Annotated in this window: 16 protein-coding genes; 7 read left to right on the top strand and 9 right to left on the bottom strand. The window is 72.1% G+C overall.

Annotation, left to right across the window (positions count from 1 at the left end; genetic code table 11):
- The first annotated feature begins 85 nt into the window (after positions 1-85).
- Positions 86-2,674 carry a SpoIIE family protein phosphatase gene (locus tag ABZ261_RS05300; protein WP_356855464.1) on the top strand — a complete coding sequence of 863 codons (2,589 nt, stop codon included), beginning with the start codon at positions 86-88 and terminating at the stop codon, positions 2,672-2,674.
- A gap of 23 nt (positions 2,675-2,697) precedes the next feature.
- Here ABZ261_RS05300 and ABZ261_RS05295 read toward each other — a convergent pair whose 3' ends face one another.
- From ABZ261_RS05295 to ABZ261_RS05275, 5 genes are all read right to left on the bottom strand, one after another.
- Complete coding sequence (locus ABZ261_RS05295; RefSeq protein ID WP_356855462.1) at positions 2,698-4,398, bottom strand: hypothetical protein; 1,701 nt, start codon at positions 4,396-4,398, stop codon at positions 2,698-2,700.
- Positions 4,399-4,534: 136 nt separating this feature from the next.
- Positions 4,535-5,305 carry a succinate dehydrogenase/fumarate reductase iron-sulfur subunit gene (locus ABZ261_RS05290; RefSeq protein ID WP_356855460.1) on the bottom strand — a complete coding sequence of 257 codons (771 nt, stop codon included), beginning with the start codon at positions 5,303-5,305 and terminating at the stop codon, positions 4,535-4,537.
- Positions 5,302-7,233 (bottom strand): fumarate reductase/succinate dehydrogenase flavoprotein subunit, encoded by a 1,932-nt coding sequence (locus ABZ261_RS05285; RefSeq protein ID WP_356855458.1) that lies wholly within the window; start codon positions 7,231-7,233, stop codon positions 5,302-5,304. The genes ABZ261_RS05290 and ABZ261_RS05285 overlap by 4 nt, the downstream gene beginning before the upstream one ends.
- Before the next feature lie 23 nt (positions 7,234-7,256).
- Positions 7,257-8,078: a hypothetical protein gene (locus ABZ261_RS05280; protein WP_356855456.1), complete on the bottom strand. Its 822-nt coding sequence runs from the start codon at positions 8,076-8,078 to the stop codon at positions 7,257-7,259.
- Positions 8,079-8,103: 25 nt separating this feature from the next.
- Entirely contained in the window at positions 8,104-8,394 is a 291-nt protein-coding gene (locus ABZ261_RS05275; RefSeq protein WP_356855454.1) for a hypothetical protein, read from the bottom strand.
- 313 nt (positions 8,395-8,707) lie between these two features.
- On the opposite strand from ABZ261_RS05275, the gene ABZ261_RS05270 reads away from it, so the two are divergent.
- From ABZ261_RS05270 to ABZ261_RS05245, 6 genes are all read left to right on the top strand, one after another.
- Positions 8,708-10,945, top strand: coding sequence for an ABC transporter family substrate-binding protein (locus tag ABZ261_RS05270; RefSeq protein ID WP_356855452.1), 2,238 nt, complete (start codon positions 8,708-8,710; stop codon positions 10,943-10,945).
- Positions 10,946-11,078: 133 nt separating this feature from the next.
- On the top strand, positions 11,079-12,986 hold the full coding sequence (typA, locus tag ABZ261_RS05265; protein WP_356855450.1) for a translational GTPase TypA: 1,908 nt from the start codon (positions 11,079-11,081) through the stop codon (positions 12,984-12,986).
- Between the two features lie 386 nt (positions 12,987-13,372).
- Positions 13,373-14,407, top strand: a complete 1,035-nt coding sequence (locus tag ABZ261_RS05260) for an ABC transporter permease (protein ID WP_356855448.1) — start codon at positions 13,373-13,375, stop codon at positions 14,405-14,407.
- Between the two features lie 118 nt (positions 14,408-14,525).
- Positions 14,526-16,334, top strand: a complete 1,809-nt coding sequence (locus tag ABZ261_RS05255; RefSeq protein WP_356855446.1) for an ABC transporter substrate-binding protein — start codon at positions 14,526-14,528, stop codon at positions 16,332-16,334.
- Between the two features lie 87 nt (positions 16,335-16,421).
- Entirely contained in the window at positions 16,422-17,402 is a 981-nt protein-coding gene (locus ABZ261_RS05250) for an ABC transporter permease (protein ID WP_356855445.1), read from the top strand.
- A gap of 451 nt (positions 17,403-17,853) precedes the next feature.
- Positions 17,854-18,879, top strand: a complete 1,026-nt coding sequence (locus tag ABZ261_RS05245) for a hypothetical protein (RefSeq protein ID WP_356855443.1) — start codon at positions 17,854-17,856, stop codon at positions 18,877-18,879.
- 98 nt (positions 18,880-18,977) lie between these two features.
- Here the strand turns inward: ABZ261_RS05245 and ABZ261_RS05240 are convergent, their stop codons facing one another.
- From ABZ261_RS05240 to ABZ261_RS05225, 4 genes are all read right to left on the bottom strand, one after another.
- Positions 18,978-19,748 (bottom strand): class I SAM-dependent methyltransferase, encoded by a 771-nt coding sequence (locus ABZ261_RS05240; RefSeq protein WP_356855441.1) that lies wholly within the window; start codon positions 19,746-19,748, stop codon positions 18,978-18,980.
- Positions 19,749-19,961: 213 nt separating this feature from the next.
- Entirely contained in the window at positions 19,962-21,005 is a 1,044-nt protein-coding gene (locus tag ABZ261_RS05235) for a dipeptide ABC transporter ATP-binding protein (protein ID WP_356855439.1), read from the bottom strand.
- A 23-nt stretch (positions 21,006-21,028) separates the two neighbouring features.
- Entirely contained in the window at positions 21,029-22,063 is a 1,035-nt protein-coding gene (locus ABZ261_RS05230) for an ABC transporter ATP-binding protein (RefSeq protein ID WP_356855437.1), read from the bottom strand.
- A 52-nt stretch (positions 22,064-22,115) separates the two neighbouring features.
- Positions 22,116-23,096: an ABC transporter permease gene (locus ABZ261_RS05225; RefSeq protein WP_356855435.1), complete on the bottom strand. Its 981-nt coding sequence runs from the start codon at positions 23,094-23,096 to the stop codon at positions 22,116-22,118.
- Positions 23,097-23,135 lie beyond the last annotated feature (39 nt).

Raw genomic sequence — 23,135 nt, 5'->3', positions numbered from 1 at the left:
CGTGCGGCGCCGTAGTGCTGGATACTGCGGGCAGCCGCCCCCGGTGACCGGTGCCGGACGCGGTGAGCTGGAGGGGACGGTTCGCGTGAGCGAGATACCAGCGAAGGCCACGGAGTCCGAGGACCCGTCGGACGGCGCTAGGGACCGGGCCGCGGAGCGTGCCGCGGCGCCCGGCGACGCCATGTGGCAGAGCAGCCCACCCGGTTCGATCTACGACTACGTCAAGGTCGCGTCCTTCTCCATCGGCCCCGACGGTTTCGTCGACCAGTGGAGCCTGCGCGCCGAGCAGCTGTTCGGCATCCCCGCCGAACGCGCCGTCGGCATGGACCCCATCGAGGCCTTCGTCGATCCGGACCTGCGCGAGCGCAGCCAGCGGAAGATGGCCGAGATCCTGGACGGGCGCGAGTGGAACGGAGTGGTGCCCTTCCGGATGCCGGGCCGGACGGACGGCGGGCGCGGCGAGGAGGGCCTGGCCGAGATCTACGTCATGCCGACCCGCACCGCCGAGGGCGAGAACGCCGCCGTCTGTCTCGTCGTGGACGTCCGCACGCTGCGCAGCATCGAGACCGACCTCGCCGCCTCGCAGGCGATTTTCGGTCAATCCCCTTTCGGTTTCCTGCTGATCGACACCGATCTGCGGGTCCGCCGGGCGAACGAGCGCTTCGCCTCCATCTTCGGCGGAACCCCCGACGACCACCGCGGCAGGGGGGTCCACGACTATCTGCCGCGCGGCGAGGCCGAGCGCGTTTCGGCCACCCTGCGGCGGGTCCTCCAGACCGGCGACTCCATCACCGACATGCACGTCACCGGCTTCGTCCCCGGCTCCGAGGAACGCCGGCACTGGTCCGTCAACCTCTACCGCGTGCAGAGCGGCACCGGCCGGCCCATCGGCATCGCCTGGCTCGGCATCGACATCACCGCCCGCCGCGCCGCCGCCCGCGAGGCCGCCGCCGCCCGGCGCAACCTCGCCCTGCTCAACGAGGCGGGCGCCCGCATAGGGAACTCCCTCGACCTGGAGACCACGGCCCGCGAACTCCTCGACGTGGCCGTGCCCGGCTTCTGCGACCTCGCCACCGTCGACCTGTACCAGGGCCTGCTGGCCGGCGACGAGGCCCCGCCCGGCCTCGCCGACGGCAGCGCCGAACTGCGCCGCGTGGCCTTCGCCAGCGCCGTCTCCGGCGCCCCCTTCAGCGGCTCCGGCCGGCCCGTCGAGGTCGGCGCCGTCCACCACTTCCCCTTCAACTCGCCCTGCGCGGACGCGCTGCGCACCGCCCGCCCGCAGCACGTGCCCGCCGAGGAGGGCGGCCTCGTGCAGTCCACGCTGGCCGTGCCGATGGTCGCCCACGACACGGTCGTGGGACTCGCGCAGTTCGCCCGGACGAAGGGCAGCGAGCCGTTCGGCGACCGCGACCGGGAGCTGGCGGTGGAGCTGGCCGCGCGGGCCGCCGTCTGCATCGACAACGCGCGCCTGTACCGCCGGGAGCACGAGCGGGCGCTGATACTGCAGCGGTCCCTGCTGCCGCCCGGCGACCCCGAGGCGTCCGGCCTGGACATCGCCTGCCGCTACCTGCCCGGCAACGCGGCCACCGAGGTCGGGGGCGACTGGTTCGACGTCATCGAACTCCCCGGCCACCGCACCGCGTTGGTGGTCGGGGACGTGATGGGCCGGGGACTGCGGGCGGCCGTGGCGATGGGGGAGCTGCGCACCGCCGTGCGCACCCTGGCCCTGCTGGACCTGGAACCGGCGGAGGTGCTGGCCGCGTTGGACGAGATCGCGCGGGGCCTCGGCACCCCGGGCGGGGTCCGGCAGGCCGGCCGCACGGCCCGTCAGCCCAGGGACGCCGACCTGTCCGAGGTGTACCTCGCGACCTGCGTGTACGCCGTGTACGACTCCGTGACCAGGCGCTGCACGTTCGCCAACGCCGGCCATCTGCCGCCGGTCCTCGTCGAGCCCGGTGAACCGGCGCTGATGCTCGACGTGCCGCCCGGCATGCCGCTCGGCGTGGGCGGCGAGCCGTTCGAGGAGGTCGAGGTGGAGCTGCCGGAGGGCGCGCTGCTCGCCCTCTACACCGACGGCCTGGTGGAGTCCCGCGACCACCCCCTGGACGAGGGGCTGCAGGCCTTCGTCGGCGCGCTCACCGACCCCGCCCTCCCCCTGGAGGACGTCTGCGACCACGTCCTGAGCACCCTCGACACCCACCACGGCGAGGACGACATCGCCCTGCTGATGGCCCGCGTGCAGGGGCTGCCCGCGGAGTCCGTCGGCGACTGGACGCTGCCGCGCGAGCCGCGCAGTGTGGGGCGGGCCCGCGAGTACGCCCGCGGGCAGTTGCTCAGCTGGGACCTGGAGCCGCTGGTCGACACCACCGAACTGCTGGTCAGCGAGCTGGTGACGAACGCCCTCCGGTACGGCGAGGGGGACATCCGGCTCCGGCTGCTGCTGGACCGCACCCTGGTGTGCGAGGTGTGGGACTCGGGACTGGTCCAGCCGCGGCGGCGGCGGGCAAGGGACACGGACGAGGGCGGCCGGGGCCTGCAACTGGTCGGGCTGCTGAGCGCGGCGTGGGGCTCGCGCCGGACGCCGCACGGCAAGACGGTGTGGTTCGAGCTGCCGCTGCCGGGCGGAGAGGGCGGCCTCGCGGATCCGGCGGAGGCCCTGCTCAGCCTGTTCTGAGCCCTGCCCGTCCGGCCCGGTCGTCACAGGCGGCGGCGGGAGCGGGTCCGCGGGCCGCCGAACGCGGCCGGGGGGCCGCCGTCCGCATCCTCCCCCAGCAGGATGCCGCCCAGCACGGCGCCGGCCGGACCGGCCGCGCCGCCTTCCGCGCCGGCGTACGGGTGACCGTGCTCCAGGAGGTCCCGCTCGGCCAGTTCCCGCGCCTCGCCGGCCGCGGAGCCGGCCCGCAGGGCGTCTCCCGCGCCCAGCTCCCGCACCGCCTCCGCCAGCCGGGCCCGGGCCGGCGCGCCCACCGCCCCCCGGTGCACCGCGACGAACTCCTCCGCCCCGGCGACGCGGGCGCGCGCCACGAGCAGCGCCGCGGCCCCCAGCACCCCGGACGGCGTCCCCGCCGGCCGTTCCACGGCCCGGGTGATCCGGTCCAGGGCGTCCAGCGGGTCGTAACTGGCGCCGGTCAGCTCCTCGCGCACCGCCGCCAGCACCCCGTCCGCGTGCCGCAGGCCGGCCTGCGGCCCCTGCGCGGCCGGTGCGGCCCGCCCGCCGCGGACCCGCGCCAGCTCGGCCTCCGCGCCGGTCAGCGCGGCCGGCACCAGCGCGGCGGCCTCCCGCAGCTGCGCCGCGAGCCGCTCCACCGCGCCCGCGAGCACCTCGCACCGGGCCACCGCGCCCTCCGCGGCGCGCAACTGCCCGGCGGCCCGCTCCCCGTCGCCCGCGTCGGACGTCTGATGCGCCTCGTTGAGCCGGGCGGTCGCGAACACCAGCCGGTCCTTGGCCTGTTCCAGGTACCCGGTCACGGACGCGGTCGCGGAGGGCGGGTACCGCCGCCGGAGCGCCGCCAGGGTCTCCTGCGCGGCCACCGTCCGGGCCGCCGCCTCCCGGAACCGCCCCTCGGCCACCTCCAGCGCCGCCCCGACGCCGTCCTTGCCCTCCGCCCACCGGTCCGGACCGCCCGCCTCCCGGCCCCGGCGCCCCACGCCCGCCGGGTCCCGCCCGCCGTCCCCGCGCCGCGCGTCCGGCTCCTGCCCCGCTTCCGGCGGTCCCTCCCCCTCCGGCTTGCCCACCCGCCACTCGGCCAGGTCCCGCAGGGCGTCCAGCGCCGCCGCCTCCGCGTCCAGGCGGCGGCCCGCCTCGGCGCAGCGGCCGACGACTCCCACCAGCGCCTGCCGGCGGGCGCCCGCCTCCTCCGGCACGCCCTGCTCGTAGCGCCGCCAGAGCGCGAACGCGGCCGACAGCTCGGTCTCGGCGGCCCGCAGGGCGCGGGCGAACGGTTCCGTCCGCTCCTTCCCGAAGCGGTCGCGGACGAAGGACAGTTCCTCCCGGCTGGTCCGCACGCACTCGTCGGCCAGCACCAGCGCCGCCCGGGCCTGCCGCTCGGAGTCGGCCGGCGTCGGCGCGGGCGGGCGGGCCGACACGATCCCCGGCGTCGTGCGGGTCCGGGCGCGCCGGACGCGGCGCACACAGCCGTACGCGGCCAGGGTCACCGCCCCGGCCCCGGCGACGAGCGGCAGCACGAGGTCGGCCGCCGACGTCTCGTCCTGCTCCGGGGCGGCGGCGCCCGCGCCCGCGTGCACGGCGGCCGGGACCGGTCCCTGCGCGCCCGCCGCCCACACCGGCGACGCCCACCACCCGGCCGCCGCCAGGGCGCCCAGCACGGCGCGCGCCACCCGCACCCTCGTGCGCGCCGTGGTGCGCCGGGGCCGGCCGCGGACCGGGGAGGACGTCACCTTCCGGAGCGTATGGGCAGTCGGACGCCTGCGCGAGCGGGACGGTTGCGCGTGGGGGACCGGGCGTCCGGCGGGGCGGGACGGACGGACACCGGCGCGGACCGGCACCGGCGGGGCGGGACGGACACCGGCGGGGCTAGCTCCGCCGCCTCCTGATCTTCGAGCCCAGCCACACCAGCGGGTCGTACGCGCGGTCGGCGGCCCGTTCCTTCAGCGGGATCAGGGCGTTGTCCGTGATCCGGATGCCCTCCGGGCAGACCTCCGTGCAGCACTTGGTGATGTTGCAGTAACCGAGGCCGTGCTCCTTCCGGGCCGCGCTGCTGCGGTCCAGGCCGGTCTCGGCGGCCGCGTCCAGGGGGTGCATGTCGAGTTCGGCGACGCGCATCAGGTAGCGGGGACCGGCGAAGGCCTGCTTGTTCTCCTCGTGGTCGCGCACCACGTGGCAGGTGTCCTGGCACAGGAAGCACTCGATGCACTTGCGGAACTCCTGCGGGCGGTCCACGTCCTCCTGGAACATGCGGTACTCGCCGGGGCCCACGCCGGCGGGCGGCACGAACGCCGGGATCTCCCTGGCCTTGCGGTAGTTGAAGCCGACGTCGGTCACCAGGTCGCGGATCACCGGGAACGCGCGGAGGGGGGTGACCGTGACGGTCTCCGACCGGTCGAACACCGACATGCGGGTCATGCACAGCAGCCGCGGGCGGCCGTTGATCTCCGCCGAACACGAACCGCACTTGCCCGCCTTGCAGTTCCAGCGCACCGCCAGGTCCGGGGCCTGGGTGGCCTGGAGGCGGTGGACGACGTCCAGGACCACTTCGCCGTCGTTCACCTCGACGGTGAAGTCCCGCAGGCCGCCGCCGTGCTGATCACCCCGCCACACGCGGAAGCGGGCCTCGTAGCTGCTCACTCGTACAGCTCCTCTTCGGCGAGGTACTTGACCAGCTCCTCCTTCTCGAAGAGGGCGAGCAGGTCCGGGCGGATGGGGGCCGTGGTCTCGCGGGTCAGCCGGATCTGGCCCCGGGCGGGGTCGGCCGCCTGGAGGCCGCCGGCCGGGTCGGCGAGGGTGCACAGCAGGTTGACGTTCCGCCAGGCCCGGTCCATCGCCGGGTGGTCCTCGCGGGTGTGCCCGCCGCGCGACTCCGTGCGCTCCAGCGCGGCCCGGGCCACGCACTCGCTGACCAGCAGCATGTTCCTCAGGTCCAGGGCGAGGTGCCAGCCGGGGTTGAACTGGCGGTGGCCCTCGACCCCGGCCCGCCGGGCCCGCGCCCGCAGCTCGGCCAGCTTGTGCAGGGCCTGTTCCATCTCGGCCTCGCGGCGGATGATGCCGACCAGGTCGTTCATGGTCTGCTGCAGTTCCTGGTGCAGGGTGTACGGGTTCTCCGGCGGCCCGGTCTCGCCCCGCTCGTGCGCGGAGAACGGCCGCAGGGCCTCCGCCGCGGCCGCGGCCACCTGGGCGTCGTCCACCGCGGGGCGCCGGTACGCCGTCCCCTGCGCGTGCTCGGCGGCGTGCCGGCCCGCCCGGCGGCCGAAGACCAGCAGGTCGGAGAGGGAGTTGCCGCCGAGCCGGTTGGAGCCGTGCATGCCGCCGGCCACCTCGCCGGCCGCGTACAGCCCCGGCACCCCGCGGGCCGCCGCGGTGTCGGAGTCGACGGCGACGCCGCCCATCACGTAGTGGCAGGTCGGCCCGACCTCCATCGCCTCGGCCGTGATGTCGACGTCCGCCAGCTCCTTGAACTGGTGGTACATCGACGGCAGCCGGCGCCGGATCACCTCGGCGGGCATACGGGTGGACACGTCGAGGAAGACCCCGCCGTGCGGGGAGCCCCGGCCCGCCTTCACCTCGGCGTTGATCGCCCGGGCCACCTCGTCGCGGGGCAGCAGTTCCGGAGGGCGCCGGTTGCGGTCCGGGTCCTCGTACCACCGGTCGGCCTCCTCCTCCGACTCGGCGTACTTGTCCTTGAAGACGTCCGGCACGTAGTCGAACATGAACCGCCTGCCGTCGGAGTTCCTGAGCACCCCGCCGTCGCCGCGCACCGACTCGGTGACGAGGATGCCCTTGACCGACGGCGGCCAGACCATGCCGGTCGGGTGGAACTGCACGAACTCCATGTTCAGCAGCGGGGCGCCCGCCAGCAGGGCCAGCGCGTGCCCGTCGCCGGTGTACTCCCAGGAGTTCGAGGTGACCTTGAAGGACTTGCCGATGCCGCCGGTCGCGAGGACGACGGCGGGCGCCCGGAGGACGAGGAAGCGGCCGGACTCCCGCTCGTAGGCGAAGACGCCGCTCACCACCGGGCCGTCCTTGAGGACCCTGGTGACCGTGCACTCCTGGAAGACCTTCAGCCGGGACTCGTAGTCCCCGGTCTCGCGGTGGTCCTCCTGCTGCAGCGCGACGATCTTCTGCTGGAGCGTGCGGATCAGCTCCAGGCCGGTGCGGTCGCCCACATGGGCGAGCCTCGGGTACTCGTGCCCGCCGAAGTTCCGCTGCGAGATCCGGCCGTCCTCCGTGCGGTCGAACAGCGCGCCCCAGGTCTCCAGCTCCCACACCCGGTCCGGGGCCTCCTGCGCGTGCAGTTCGGCCATCCGCCACTGGTTGAGGAACTTGCCGCCGCGCATGGTGTCGCGGAAGTGGATCTGCCAGGTGTCGTGCTCGTTGGCGTTGGCCATCGCCGCCGCGATGCCGCCCTCGGCCATCACGGTGTGCGCCTTGCCGAACAGCGACTTGCAGATCACCGCCGTACGGGCGCCCCGCTCGCGCGCCTCGATCGCGGCCCGCAGCCCGGCGCCGCCGGCACCGACCACGACGACGTCCCACTCCTGCCGTTCGACCACGGACATCAGTCGGTCCCTCACTGGAATCACTAGAAGAAGCGCGGATCGTCGAAGAGGCCGGACGCGACCAGGTACACGTAGAAGTCGGCGAGCGCCACGCTCAGCAGCGAGGCCCACGCCAGCTGCATGTGGCGGGCGTTGAGCCGCCCGACGAACTGCCACGCCCGGTAGCGCACGGGGTGCCTGGAGAAGTGCCTGAGCCTGCCGCCGACGATGTGCCGGCACGAGTGGCAGGACAGGGTGTACGCCCAGATCAGCACGATGTTGGCCAGGAACACCAGGGTGCCAAGGCCCATGTGCCCCCAGTGGTGGTGCCGGTCCCGGAAGGCCAGCACGGTGTCGTAGGTGAGCACGCCGGCGACGAGCAGGGCGGCGTAGAAGAAGTACCGGTGGAGGTTCTGCAGGACGAGCGGGAAACGGGTCTCGCCGGTGTACGTCCGGTGCGGCTCGGCCACCGCGCAGGCGGGCGGGGACGCCCAGAACGCGCGGTAGTACGCCTTGCGGTAGTAGTAGCAGGTCAGGCGGAAGCCGAGCGGGAAGACCAGGATGATGATCGCGGGGGACAGGCCCCACCAGCCGCCGAACAGGTCGGCGTTCGGCCCGGAGCGCATGGTGCGGCAGTTCTCCGCGAGGCAGGGCGAGTAGAACGGCGAGACGTAGGGCGCCGCGTAGTAGTCCGCGTTCGCGAAGGCCCGCCAGGTGGAGTAGACGACGAAGGCCAGCAGACCGGCCGCGGTGCCGGCGGGCGCCAGCCACCAGCGGTCGGTCCGCAGGTGCGCGGCGGCGATCGCGGCGCGCGTACCGGTGCGCACGCCACCGCGGCCGTGCCGGGGTTCCGTACCAGTGGCCAAGGGGGACTCCGGTCGGTAGGGGGTTTCAGGGGGCGCGGCGGTCGCGGGCGCCCAGGCCCTCGTCGTCCGAGTCGGTCCACAGACTGAAGTCGTAGGGCGCGTCGGAGATGGTGACGAGCTCGGGCCGGTGCGGCGCGGCGGGACCGGAGGCGGCCTCCCGCAGCAGCGCCATGCTCTCCCGCAGATGGTCGGCGTCCAGCCGGGCCCGGCGTATCTCCAGGCCGCCGCTGCCGATCTGGTGCTCCAGCCGGCTCAGCGACCGGTGGAGGTCGTCGAGGGAGCGCTGGATCGCGGCGATGTCGTCGTGCACGGACATGATGTGCCCTCGCTTCCGCGGGTCCGGCGGGCCATGGGCGGCAACGTTCATGCGCCTTGGAGTGTTGCGCCTCACACCTGCCGATGTGAAGGGATGTGCAGCGATTGGCCGGGGCGCGCGGATGCATCGTCCGGTGTGTTGCGCCGCACGGGTGGGCTTACGGACGGTGGTCGCCGTGTCGCCCCGAGTGGCCGGATCCTTTCCTCTTCAGTGGCCGCATAGATCTGATCAGCTCCAAATACCGCCAAAAGTGATCAGCTCATATACCCACACATGTGAGCATAAAGCCCGCGGCTTCCCGGAGGTAGCAGAGATGTCCCACCACGGCGTCGGCCTGCGCGCGGTCCTGCGCTCGGCCGCCTTCCTCACCGCGGGCGCGCTCGCGGCGCCGCTGCTGGCCGGCTGCGGCTCCGACGACAAGCCCGCCGGCCCCCTCGCCGGGCAGGACATCGCCCCGGCCGCCCGCGCCCAGGTCGCCGACGGCGGCATGCTCAAGTGGGCCGTGGACGCCGTCCCCGAGACCCTCAACACCTTCCAGGCCGACGCCGACGCGGGTACCACCCGGGTCGCGCAGGCCGTGCTCCCGTCGATGTTCCGGCTCGACGCCAACGGCCGGCCCGTGGCGAATCCCGCCTATCTGGAATCGGCCAAGATCATCGAGACCGAGCCGCGCCAGGTCGTGCTGTACAAGCTGAACCAGCAGGCCGTCTGGAGCGACGGCCGGGAGATCGGTGCGGCCGATTTCGCCGCCCAGTGGCGCGCCCTGTCCGGCAAGGACAGCGCCTACTGGACCGCCCGCAACGCCGGCTACGACCGCATCGCCAAGGTCGAGCGCGGCGCCAGCGACCTCCAGGTCCGGGTCACCTTCTCCCGCCCCTACGCCGACTGGAAGTCGCTGTTCTCCCCGCTGTACCCGAAGGACGTCATGGGGACCCCGGACGCCTTCAACGACGGCGCCCGCCGCAAGCTGAAGGTCACCGCCGGCCCCTTCCGGGTCGAGAAGGTCGACACCGCCGGCAAGGACGTCGTCCTGGCTCGCAACCCGCGCTGGTGGGGCAGGCCCGCCAAGCTCGAGCGGATCGTGCTGCACGCCGTGACCGTCGGCGGGCGCGCCGCCGCGCTCGCCGACGGCACTGTGGACCTCGCCGAGATCGACCCCGCCGAGGCCCGGCGGATCGGCCTCGCCGGCAGCGAGAAGGGCGCCGGCGCCCCGCCCCGGGGCGGCGGGAAGACCGCCGTGAAGAAGCTGCGCGCCTGGGCCCTCGCGCACGGCTTCGACTCCGACCAGGTGAAGGCCGGGAGGAAGAAGCTGCGCAAGGCCGTCACCCGGTACCTGGAGCAGCAGCAGGCGCTGCGCGACTTCGACGTCCGCAAGTCCCTGGAGCCCGCCTACACCCAGCTCGCCCTGAACGGCTCCGCGGGTCCCCTCGCCGACGAGCGGGTCCGCCGGGCCGTCGCCCGCGCCCTGGACCGCGAGGAGCTGGCCCGGCTGGTGCTCACCCCGCTGGGCCTGCCCGCGGTCCCGGTCGGCAGCCACCTCGCCCTGTCCGGGCAGGCCGCGTACGCCGACAACAGCGGCGCGATCGGCGACCAGGACACCAAGGAGGCGCAGGCGCTGCTCGCCGACGCCGGCTGGGTGCCCGGAGGGCCGGTGAGGGAGCCGAAGAAGGGCGAGAAGGCGGCCGGCTCTCAGAACCGCACCGAGGACGTCTCCGACGGCGGCAAGGACGGCCAGTACATCGTCGGCGAGGACGACAAGGGGCACGACGGCGGGCACGGCGACGGCGGGGCGCCCGACGGCGCCGACGGCGGCCGCGAGCCCCGCGACGGCAAGGGCGCGCACCGCGAGTCCGCCGGCGACCAGCGCGAGCACGGCGACCGGCAGCTCGCCCAGGAGGGCAGGCACGGCAGCGCGCCCGGCGCGTACGCCCCCAAGGGCACGGCCGCCCCGGCCGCCGCGCCGGCCGGACCGCTCGCCAAGGACGGCAAGCCCCTCGCGCTCCGCTTCGTCCTGCCCTCCGGGCCCGGCTCGGACACCCTGAACGCGGTCGCCGAGCGGATCACCGCCATGCTGGAGCAGGTCGGCATCCGCACCACGATCACCAGGGTCCCGGACGAGAGCTACTTCAAGGACCACATCGCCTCCGGCGACTACGACCTCGCGCTGTACTCCTGGCCGTCCTCCGCCTTCCCGGCGACCGACGCCCGGCCGGTGTACGCCAAGCCGGTCCCGGCGGCCGACGGCTCGGTGAACGTCGAGCAGAACTTCACCCGGGTCGGCACGGACCAGGTCGACCAGCTGTTCGACCAGGCCGCGGCCACGCTGGACGAGGGCGAGGCGCGGGAGCTGATCAGGAAGGCGGACGCCCGCATCTGGGCCGCCGCCGGCTCCATCCCGCTCTACCAGCGGCCCCAGCTCGTGGGCGCGCGCAGGAACCTGGTCAACGCGGGCGCCTTCGGATTCCAGACGCCGGTCTACGAGGACATGGGTTTCCTGAAGAAGGGGGCGAGGCTCCCGGCGAGCCCGGCCGCCGGCCCGGACAAGGGGTGAGGCGGCCCGGGGAGCTCCCGCTCCGGCGGCCCCGTACCATGGGGTGAGGCCGTGGCGTGTCCAGCCCGGCAGGGCCCGCGCGACACGGACGTACGCGCAGGGCAATCCTCACACTCCGGGAGTACGCCACAATATGGCCACGCGCCACGACATCCGCAACGTCGCCATCGTCGCCCACGTCGACCACGGCAAGACCACCATCGTCGACGCGATGCTGAAGCAGGCCGGCGCCTTCGCCGCCCACCAGCTCGAGCAGGTCGACGACCGCGTCATGGACTCGAACGACCTGGAGCGTGAGAAGGGCATCACGATCCTCGCCAAGAACACGGCGGTCAAGTACCACCCGAAGGACGGCGGGGACCCGATCACGATCAACATCATCGACACGCCCGGCCACGCCGACTTCGGCGGCGAGGTCGAGCGCGGTCTGTCGATGGTCGACGGTGTCGTCCTGCTGGTGGACGCCTCCGAGGGGCCGCTGCCGCAGACCCGCTTCGTGCTGCGCAAGGCGCTCCAGGCCCGGCTGCCCGTCATCCTGTGCATCAACAAGACGGACCGCCCCGACGCCCGGATCGACGAGGTCGTCAACGAGACGTACGACCTCTTCCTCGACCTGGACGCCGACGAGGACCAGATCGAGTTCCCGATCGTCTACGCCTGCGGCCGTGACGGCATCGCCTCGCTGACCAAGCCGCAGGACGGCACGGTCCCGTCGGACTCCACCAGCCTGGAGCCGTTCTTCTCCACCATCCTGGAGCACATCCCGGCCCCGACGTACGACGAGAGCGCGCCGCTGCAGGCCCACGTCACCAACCTGGACGCCGACAACTTCCTCGGCCGCATCGCGCTGCTGCGCGTGCAGCAGGGCGAGCTGAAGAAGGGCCAGACGGTCGCCTGGATGAAGCGCGACGGGTCCGTGCAGAACGTGCGGATCTCCGAGCTGATGATGACCGAGGCGCTCACCCGCAAGCCGGCCGAGAAGGCGGGCCCCGGTGACATCTGCGCGGTCGCCGGCATCCCGGACATCATGATCGGCGAGACGCTGGCCGACCCGGAGAACCCGATCGCGCTGCCGCTGATCACGGTGGACGAGCCGGCGATCTCGATGGTGATCGGCACCAACACCTCGCCGCTGGTCGGCCGGGGCGGCACCGGCAAGGGCGCGGACGCCAAGGCCGCCGTGAAGGACCGCAAGGTCACCGCCCGCCAGGTCAAGGACCGCCTGGACCGCGAGCTGATCGGCAACGTCTCGCTGCGGGTGCTCGACACCGAGCGGCCGGACGCCTGGGAGGTGCAGGGCCGCGGTGAGCTGGCGCTGGCCATCCTGGTCGAGACCATGCGCCGGGAGGGCTACGAGCTGACCGTCGGCAAGCCGCGGGTCGTCACCAAGGAGGTCGACGGCAAGGTCTACGAGCCGGTCGAGCGCATGACGATCGACGTGCCCGAGGAGCACATGGGCGCGGTCACGCAGCTCATGGGCGTCCGCAAGGGCCGCATGGACAACATGTCGAACCACGGCTCGGGCTGGGTCCGCATGGAGTTCGTCGTGCCGTCCCGCGGTCTGATCGGCTTCCGCACCGAGTTCCTGACGCAGACCCGGGGCACGGGCATCGCCCACTCCATCCACGAGGGCCACGAGCCGTGGTTCGGTCCGCTGCAGACCCGCAACAACGGCTCGCTGGTCGCCGACCGCGCCGGAGCCGTCACCGCCTTCGCGATGACGAACCTCCAGGAGCGCGGCGTGCTCTTCGTGGAGCCGGGCACCGAGGTGTACGAGGGCATGATCGTCGGCGAGAACAGCCGTTCCGACGACATGGACGTCAACATCACCAAGGAGAAGAAGCTCACCAACATGCGGTCCTCGACGGCCGATGTGACGGAGTCGATCGTGCCGCCGCGCAAGCTGTCGCTGGAGCAGTCGCTGGAGTTCTGCCGTGACGACGAGTGCGTCGAGGTGACCCCGGAGGCCGTTCGCATCCGCAAGGTCGTGCTCGACCAGCGCGAGCGGGCCCGCGCCGCGAGCCGCGCCAAGCACAGCTGATCAACCGGCGGTCGAGCCCGGGCGCCCCCAAGGACGGGGGCGCCCGGGCTTTTTGCTGTCCGCAAGTCGCGCACCTCGGCCGTGACGCAATCGAGATTGGTGAACGGGTGGCCGCCGCCTGCCGCATGACAGATAGTTGGCCGCGTGGCGCTCGGGCCGACAGGTCCCGCGCCGCGGGGACGGCGCCGCGGGGACGGCGCCGCGGCCCACGAGCACCAGGGGGTGTCCGGCCCTCCGTCAGAGGTGTCGGAGCGAGGCCGGGGACCCCTTCCTGTTCCTGCCGGTGAACACGTGACGTCATGAGGAGGAAGAACCGTCCGCGCGCGGTGCTCCCGCGCGTCCTCGGTATCCGGGCACCTCTCGCACTCCCCTGGAACGGACGAACCGTGACGAGTCCTCTCGATGTCGGGGGCGGCGGGTCTCCGGTCGTCGGCGACGGCTTTTCGGGGCCGCAGACGGCGGGCGGAACCACCGCACTCGAGGGCCGGTCCCCCGGCCGGCTGATGTGGATGCGCTTCCGGCGCGACCGCACGGGCGTGATCTCGGCCTGCGTCGTGGGCTTCTTCTTCGTGATCGGGCTGCTCGCCCCGCTGATATCGGCGCTGTACGGCAAGGATCCGTACACCGTGTACGCGGACGAGCGCCCCGAGCTCTTCGACAGCGCCGGCGTCCCGGTGCGGCCCAACGGCGGCATCGGCGGGGAGTTCTGGTTCGGCCTCGAACCCGGCAACGGCTACGACGTCCTGACCAAGCTGATCTACGGCATCCGCACCTCGCTGACCATCTCGGTCGCCGTCACCCTCGCGGTCGTCGTGACCGCCGTGCTGCTCGGCGTCACCGCCGGCTATCTCGGCGGAAAGGCCGACTACTTCATCGGCCGGGTCATCGACTTCCTGCTCGCCTTCCCGGCACAGCTGTTCTTCATCGCGAGCATGCCGGTCGTGGTCTCCCTGTTCGTCAGCCCCCGCGACGAGACCCCCACCTACGTCCGGGTGGTGGCGCTGATCCTCGTGCAGTGGGTCCTGGGCTGGATGGGACTCGGCCGGATCCTGCGCGGCACCGCACTCGCCCTGCGCGAGCGGGAGTTCATCGAGGCGGCCAGGGTCAGCGGGGCCTCGCCGTGGCGGATCATCCGCAAGGAGATCCTGCCGAACCTCGTCACCCCGCTGCTGGTGCAGTCGACGTATCTGCTGCCCAACTTCGTGACCGCCGAGGCCGGTCTGTCCTTCCTCGGCGTGGGCATCGTGGAACCGACGCCGGACTGGGGGCAGATGTTCTCCAAGGCGGCCACCGAACTGGTGATGCAGAACGACATCACCTACATGTTCTTCCCCGGCGTCTCGATGATCATTTTCGTCGTCGCGTTCAACCTGCTCGGGGACTCGGTCAGGGACGCCTTCGATCCCAGGACCGCGCGCTGACCCAGGCACGTTCTCCTTCGCACGATCACCGCGGTGACACCGCGGTGACGCACACGGTGACACGCACGATGGCACACGGTTCGCACTGGTCGCATACAGATGGGTGGGAAATGTCGTGATGAGTAGGGGCGGACGCCACGCGTACGGCGCGCTCTGCGTGCTCGCGGCCGGAGCGCTGGTGCTCACCGGTTGCAGCAAGGGCGGCAGCGACGACGGCGGCGACGACGACCAGCAGCGGCGGAACGCCGCACGGCAGCAGGCGTCCATCGAGTTCGGCGACGCCGCCGACTCGAAGGGTCCCGCGCGCGACGTGCCCGGCGCCAAGTCCGGCGGCACCCTGGAGGTGCTGCAGCGCGACAGCTACGCCCACCTCGACCCGGCGCAGATCTACATATCCGACGAGCGCTCGCTCGCCGGCCTGCTCCACCGGGGGCTCACGGGCTACAAGGCCACGAGCGACGACGGCAGCGAGCACGAGGTGGTCGGCGACCTCGCCACCGACTCCGGCACCACCACCGACGGCGGCCGGACCTGGAAGTACACCCTCAAGGAGGGCATCGCCTTCGAGGACGGCTCCCCGATCACGTCCAAGGACGTGCGGCACACCGTCGAGCGGCTGTTCGCGCCGTTCATCAACCAGGGCCCCACCTACCTGCAGCAGTGGCTGGCCGACAAGCCGGGCACCGGCTACCGCGACCTCCTCAAGGGCGGCCCGTACCAGGGCAGGCACCTGCCCGCCTCCGTCCTGGAGACCCCGGACGACAGGACGGTCGTCTTCCACTTCCGGACCCCGCACCCCGACCTGCCCTACGCGCTGGCCATGGCGGGCTACGCCCTGGTCTCCGAGAAGGGCGACACCAAGGAGAAGTACGACAGGAAGCCGTTGGTCACCGGGCCGTACCGGATCGCGTCGTTCAAGTCCGGCAAGTCGATGGTGCTCGTGAGGAACACCCACTGGGACCCGAAGACGGACCCCATCCGCCATCAGTACCTGGACCGGCTCGACTTCACGTTCAACCAGCAGTACGAGACCTCCACCAAGGCCCTGCTGGCAGACAGCGGAGCGGACCGGGCCGGCGTCAGCTTCAACAACCAGGTCGACGCCGGCAACCTGTCGAAGGTCCTGCGCGACCCGAAGCTCAAGTCCCGCACGGTCTCGGGCTACCAGTCGTACGTGGGCCAGATGAACATCAATATGAGCCACCCGGCCATGAAGGACAGGACGGTCCGCGAGGCCATCGCCTACGCCCTGCCCATCACGCCGTTCGTCCGCGCCTACGGCGGCACCGACGCGATGGAGGTCGCCGGCGGCGTGATCTCCCCGACCGTTCCCGGCTACGACCCGGCGTTCGACCCGTTCGGCAAGAAGAAGAGGCCCGCCGGCGACCCGGCCAGGGCCAGGGACCTGCTGAAGAAGGCCGGCAAGCTCGGCACGAAGCTGACCTTGGGCTACATCAACACGCCCGAGGGCCAGCAGTTCTCCACCGCCATGGCGGCGGGCCTGAAGAAGGCCGGCTTCGACGTCCAGCGCCAGGAGATCCCGGCCGAGACCTACTACGACCAGGTCTCCAAGCTGGACAACCACTACGACATCTTCCACACCGCGTGGGGCGCCGACTGGCCGTCCGCCTCGACCGTGATCCCGCCGCTGTACGACGGCCGCGTGATCGCCGAGGGCGCGCAGAACTACTCGCAGATCGACGACCCGAAGGTGAACGGCGAGATCGACCGGATCAACAAGATCACCGACCCGGCCGAGTCCGCGGCGCAGTGGGAGAAGCTGGACCAGTACCTCGTCAAGGAGATCGTCAACGTCGTCCCGACCGCCTACTACAAGCAGACCCAGATCGCCGGCTCCCGGGTCGGCGGCCTCGTCTACGACGACGTGCTCAGCGGCGTCGACCCGCGTCGCCTGTACCTCAAGTAACCGTCCCCCCACGGTGCCCGGCGCGCTCCCGCACACGGGACGGGCCGGGCGCCGCCCGGACCGCCGACGTCTGAGAGCTGCCCTGCCATGCTGCGCTTCCTCGTCCGCCGGATCATCGGTGCCGCCGTCATCCTGTTCCTGCTCAGCATCGTCACGTTCGTGCTGTTCTTCGGGGTGCCCCGGGACCCGGCGCTGCTGATGTGCGGCAAGACCTGCAACCCCGACAGCATCGCCGACATCCACCACGTGCTCGGCCTGGACAGATCCATCCCCGAGCAGTACGGGATCTTCCTGCACAACCTCGTCGTGGGCAGCGACCGGTTCGCCCAGGGTCCGTGCCCGGCCCCGTGCTTCGGGTACTCGTACCACACCAACGAGCAGGTCTGGGGCACGCTCCTGGACCGCCTGCCCACCACCGTCTCGCTCACCCTGGGCGCCGCCGTGTGCTTCCTGACCGTCGGCCTCGGCACCGGACTCCTCGCCGCCTGGCGGCGCGGAACGCTGATCGACAAGGCGGCCACCGCCGGCGCCATGGTCGTCAGTTCGCTCCAGATCTACTTCCTCGGCCCGCTGGCCCTGGCGGTCCTCGTCTACCAGACGCACTGGTTCGGCAAGCCCGCCTACCACGAACTGAGCCAGGACCCGGTCGCCTGGTTCTCGGGCCTGGCGATCCCCTGGGTGATCCTCTCCACGATCTTCGCGGCGCAGTACACCCGCATGTCACGGTCCTCGATGATCGAACAACTGCAGGAGGAACACGTCCGCACCGCCCGCGCCAAGGGGATGTCCCGCCGCTACGTCTTCTTCCGCTACGCCTGGCGCGGCTCGCTGATCCCGGTCGTCACCATCTTCGGCATCGACCTCGGCTCGCTGCTCGGCGGCGCCATCATCACCGAGTACACCTTCGGCCTGCCGGGCATCGGACAACTCGCCGTGCAGTCCGTCTTCTTCAGCGACCTGCCGCTGCTGCTCGGCGTGATGCTCTTCTCCGCCAGCATGATCCTGCTGTTCAACATCGTCGTCGACGCCGCCTACGCCTTCATCGACCCACGCGTCCGCCTGTCCTAGGACCGCTGTCGTGACCACTGCGACCGAACAGACCGGTGCTTTGTCCCCGGCCGGCACGGGCCCAGGACGGCGTCGTACGGGCCGTGACGGGCTCTCCTCCGACCTCGAACGCGGCAGGGCACCTGTGACTCGCTCAAGCCTCCTTGCGCGCCTCCTCCTGCGAAGCCGGTACAACCCTGAGCCGGCCACACGAGTCCTCGTAGGTGCAGCGATGCACCTGGGGCTCGCCGCGTGTCTCTGGTGCCTGCCGTGCCGGGGCGAGGTCTGAGGGGGAGACGTGATCAGGCGGGTCCGGTTGGCTACGGTGTGTGCGGCGACGGCTGCCGTGTCGGGTGCGGGGCTGCTCCTGGGTGCCCCGGCGACTCACGGGCCCGGGCCGGCGGATGTGGGGCTGCTGCCCGCAGCACGTGCCCGCCTGCCTGAGGCCGGGAGCGCGGGGCACGAGGACGGGTTGACGCTCGACCGTCTGGACGGGAACGGTGGCGAACTCGTGCACGCGGGGTCGACGTTCCAGGTGCGTGCCGGGTTCACCTACCGCGGCCGGCAGGCACTTGGACAGGCGCGGATCTCCGTCACTCTGTCCGAGGGACTCTCGTTCACGACGGAGTACAGCAACTGCGAGTACGGCACCGCTGCACACCGCCCGGAGATCAGGACGGTCCACACCGCGCTGTGCCTGATCGACATGCGGGTCGGGCCCGGAGAGTCCGTCGACCTGGCGCCCATCGCGCTGAGAGCGGGCGAGTCCGCGCTGCGGGAGCACGTCGAGGTGGCGGATGCGACCAGCACGGCCTGGTCGGGCGCCAAGTGGCAGGACCGCCATCGCGGCCGGGGCAAGGAGCTGACCCTTGTGAAGCGGACCGGAGGCGAGCCTCCCGACGCCCGGACGACCGAAGGCGCGGCGAGCGGCCGGGTGGACGTGCACGTCCACAACGCGTGGGATCTCAGGGTGAGGGGAGCCGCGGTCAAGGGCAGGAAGGGGGAGACGGTCACGGCCGACCTGGCCCTGGACTTCCACGGTGCCGATGTCGAGGCCCAAAGGAGCGCCGAGAACGACGACCCCTTCGCCAGAGTCGAGGTGTGGCTCCCCGAAGGGGTGACGGTGGTGAGCGCCCCGAAGGACTGCTGGCGCTCCACCAAGAAGCCGACGCCCTACCTGTGCGACTACGGCCTGCGCACCAACGGCTTCGACGTACCGGTCCTCCGGGACGGGTTCCACAAGGCCTTCCCCTTCAAGCTGCGGATCGACGACCCGGGGAAGCTCACCCGCGGCAGGATCCGTGTGGACGCCCCGGCGGCGCGGCTGCGGGACGACGCCGACCCCAGGAACAGCACCGCTTCCATCAGCGTCGAGGCCGTCGGCGGATCCGGCGGCTCGGACCGGACGGCATGGGGCGCTGCCGCAGGCGCCGGAGCCCTGGCGCTGACCGGGCTCCTCACCGTCGCCCTCGTCCGCGCGCGCCGGCGAACACGCTGACGCCGCTGCGGGCGATCCGCAACCGTCCGGCCACCGGCCTGCTCACACCCAGGTCGAGACAGTGGGCGCTCGGCGGACCCCCGTGGCCGCCGGCCTCCTCAGTGGGGCGGGAGCGTCGGGAGAGGCGCCCGGACCGGCCGGGCCACGGTGACGATCTCCGGGGCGGTGGCGGTCAGGGGCCCGCGCTGCCAGTCCCCGTACCGCTCGGCCACGGCCAGGCCCGCCTCGGCGAGGAAGCGGTCCAGCGCGTCGGCGTCCAGGAAGCGCAGGACGCCGTGGCTGACGCGGGGCGCGGGCCAGAGCCCGCTGTCGTAGGTCTCGGTGAAGTGCACCCGCCCCCGGCGCGGCCCGTCGCCCTGCACCTCGTGCCACACCCGCACGGGCGTTCCGTCGTCGGCGGTGATCCGGCGCACCCGTTGCGGCGTCCACCGCTCCCAGGCGCGGGCGGCCGGATTGCGGGTCTCGAACACGAACCGCCCGCCGTCGGCGAGGGCCGCCCGGACCGCTGCGAGACAGCGGCGGATCTCCTCGTCGCCGACGAGTTCCTGGAAGGCGTGTCCCGTCATGAGGACGAGGTCGAACTCCCCGTTCCACAGCCGCACCCGGGTGTCCCCGAGCACCCACTCGACGTCCCGGCGCTTCCGCCGCGCCTGCACGAGCATGGCGGCGGCCGGATCGAGTCCCGTCAGCCGGCCCCGGTGCCCCTCGGCCCGGGCCCGCCGCAGCAACCGCCCGGTGCCGCACCCGATGTCCAGCACGGAACGGGCCTCCCGCACCAGACCGAGGTAGAAGTCGTCACCCGGCCCCCAGGGGTTGAGCCTGTCGTACAGCGCGGCGAGCGAGGGATCGGCGAACGAGTGACCTGCCACCGCGGCAGTCTGACACACCGTGCTCAACGGTGTGTCAGGAACGGCCGAGCCCCGTTCGTGCGGGAAGGCCCCTTGCGCGAGGGCCCGCGCCGGCGGGACGCGACGCGGGCCCTTCGTGCTCTGGACCGGACCCTGGACCGGACGTGCACGGGCCGGGCCCATGGGCCGGTGGCGGTCCGTTCCGCGCGGGGGCGGCTGACGGGAAGGGGTGTGTCAGGCCGCCGCTTCGGGGTCCTCGGAGCGGCGCGGAGCCGGGACGGCGTCCGCCGTCTCCGGGTAGTGGCACGCCGTGAGGTGGCCGGGCCTGCTGCCCTCCGCCCGCGCCAGCGGCGGCGCCTCCGTCGCGCACTTCTCGGTCGCCTTCCAGCAGCGGGTGCGGAACCGGCAGCCGGAGGGCGGGTTGATCGGGGAGGGCACGTCTCCGGTCAGGCGGATGCGCTCGCGCGGCTCCCCGTCCGCCGTGGCCTCGGGCACGGCGGAGAGCAGGGCCCGGGTGTAGGGGTGGCGCGGGTTGCCGTAGAGGTCCTCGCGGTCGGCGATCTCGACGATCTTGCCGAGGTACATCACCGCGACGCGCTGGGAGAAGTGCCGCACGATGGCGAGGTCGTGGGCGATGAAGACGAACGCGATGCCCAGTTCCCTCTGCACCTTCTGCAGCAGGTTGACGACCTGGGCCTGGATGGAGACGTCCAGCGCGGAGACCGGTTCGTCGGCGACGATCAGCTTCGGCTCCAGCGCCAGGGCGCGGGCCACGCCGATGCGCTGGCGCTGGCCGCCGGAGAACTCGTGCGGGAACCGGTTGTAGTGCTCGGGGTTGAGGCCGACGATCTCCAGCAGCTCGCGGACCCGCTTCTCCCGGCCGCCCTCCGGTTCGATGCCGTTGATCTCCATCGGACCGGCGATGATCTTGCCGACCGTGTGCCGCGGGTTCAGCGAGGCGTACGGGTCCTGGAAGATCATCTGGATCTCGGAGCGGATCGGCGCCAGCTCCTTGCGGGTCGCGTGCGTGATGTCCTGCCCGCGGTAGCTGATCCGGCCGGCCGTCGGCTCCAGCAGCCGGGTGATCAGCCGGCCCGTGGTCGACTTGCCGCAGCCGGACTCGCCGACCAGGCCGAGGCTCTCGCCCTCGGCCACCTGGAAGTCCAGCCCGTCGACGGCCTGCACCGCGCCGACCGTGCGGCGGATGGGGAAGCCGCCCTTGATCGGGAAGTGCTTGGTCAGCCCGGAGACGTCCAGGAGGGGAGTGGTGCTGCTCATGGTGGTGGGATCCCGTCTCTACGTCAGTGGGCCTTGGGGGCCGTGTCGGCGAGGTACTCGCGGCGCTGGGCGTCCGTCAGGTGGCAGGCGCTGCCGCGGCCGTCCACGATCTCCAGCGGGGGGCGCTCCGTGGCGCACCTGCCGCCCGGGACCTTGTCGGCGAAGGCGCAGCGCGGGTGGAAACGGCAGCCGGCCGGCGGGTTCAGCAGCGAGGGCGGCGAGCCCGGGATGGGGTTCAGCGGCACGTCCACCGGGCCGTCCAGGCTCGGCATGGAGCCCAGAAGGCCCCAGGTGTAGGGGTGTTGCGGGGTGCGCAGCACCTCCGCCTTGGGGCCGCGCTCCACGCACCGGCCGCCGTACATCACCAGCACGTCGTCGGCGATGTCCGCGATCACGCCCAGGTCGTGGGTGATGAAGATGATCGAGGTGCCGAACTCCTGCTGGAGGTCCTTGAGCAGGTCCATGATCTGGGCCTGGACCGTCACGTCGAGCGCCGTCGTCGGCTCGTCCGCGATCAGCAGCTTGGGGTCGCAGACCAGGGCCATGGCGATCATGGCGCGCTGGCGCATGCCGCCGGAGAACTCGTGCGGGTAGTTGTCCACCCGCTGGTCCGGCTGCGGGATGCCGACGCGCCGGAGCATCTCGACCGCCCGCTCCCGGGCCGCCTTCTTGGAGGCGCCGGTGTGCTTGCGGTACACCTCGCCGATCTGCGTCCCGATGGTGTGGTACGGCGACAGCGAGGCCAGGGCGTCCTGGAAGATCATCGCCATCTTGTTGCCGCGGAGCTTCTCCAGCGTCCTCTCCGGGGCGCCGTTCAGCTCCTCGCCGTCCAGCTCGATGGAGCCCTCGATCCGGGTGCTGTCGGGGTTGTGCAGGCCCAGGATGGTCAGGTTGGTGACCGACTTGCCGGACCCCGACTCGCCCACGATGCCCAGCGTCCTGCCGCGATCGAGGTCGAAGGAGAGACCGTCGACGGCCTTGACGATGCCGTCCTCGGTCGAGAAGTGCACCTTCAGGTCCTTGACGGACAGGAAGGGCTGCTGATCGGTGCTCGTCACGGGGACGCTCCAGAGAAGGGTGATGCGGGGTAGCTGGTGGGGGCGGGCGGGGTCAGGCGAGCCGGATCCGCGGGTCGATCAGGGCGTAGACGGCGTCCACGACGATGTTGGCCAGCACGACGAACGCGGCCGTGATCATCATGACGCCGAGGAGCATCGGGAGGTCGTTGTTGGTCACCGACTTCACGGCGAGCATGCCGAGGCCCTGGAGGCTGAAGGTCTTCTCGGTGATCATCGCGCCGCCGAGCAGGACGCCCATGTCGATGCCGAAGATGGTGACGATCGGGCCCATCGCGCCGCGCCAGGCGAAGCGGAAGAAGACGTTGCGGCGGGACATGCCCTTGGCGCGGGCGGTGCGGACGTAGTCCTCGCTCAGCGCCTCGACCAGTTGCGAGCGGGTCATCCGGGTGTAGTTGGCGGTCCAGATCAGCGCCAGCACCAGCCAGGGCACGAGCAGCCCGCTGAACCACGAGCCCGGGTTCTCGCTGAACGGGGTGTACGAGGGCTGCTTCAGCAGGTTCATCTGGTACACGAGGAGGTACAGGGCGAGCGGGCCGACGAAGTAGATCTGCATCGACGAGGCGACCAGCGACGAGGAGCTGGCGATCTTGTCGAGGGCCTTGCCCTGCTTCACCGCGGCGAGCATGCCGGTGCCGACACCGAAGATCAGGAAGACGACCGACGAGCCGATGGCCAGGGAGGCCGTGGTCGGGAAGCGGTCGAGGACCGTGGCGAGGACGGGCTCGCGGTTGATGAACGAGTAGCCGAGGCACGGGGCGTCGCAGTGACCGAAGCTCGGGTAGTCCCGGCCGACGAAGATGGCCTCCAGCCAGTGCCAGTACTGGACCGGCATCGGGTCCGAGATCCCCATGTTGTGCCGGATCACGTCGAGCGTCTCCGGTGTGCAGATCTTGCCGCAGGCCACTCGGGCCGGGTCACGCGGCACCGCGTAGAAGAGCATGAACGAGATCGCGCTGATGATCAGCAGCGTGATCACGGCGCCGAGGAACCGGCGGACGAGGAAGCGAAGCATGGGGGTTGGCTTTCCTGGGAGGGCCGTCGTGCGGAACGG

It is taken from the genome of Streptomyces sp. NPDC006193 (genome assembly GCF_040613915.1).
Taxonomy (GTDB): Bacteria; Actinomycetota; Actinomycetes; order Streptomycetales; family Streptomycetaceae; genus Streptomyces.
The sequence above is the reverse complement of the archived record's forward strand: the minus strand, read 5'-3'. Positions and strand labels throughout refer to the sequence as shown.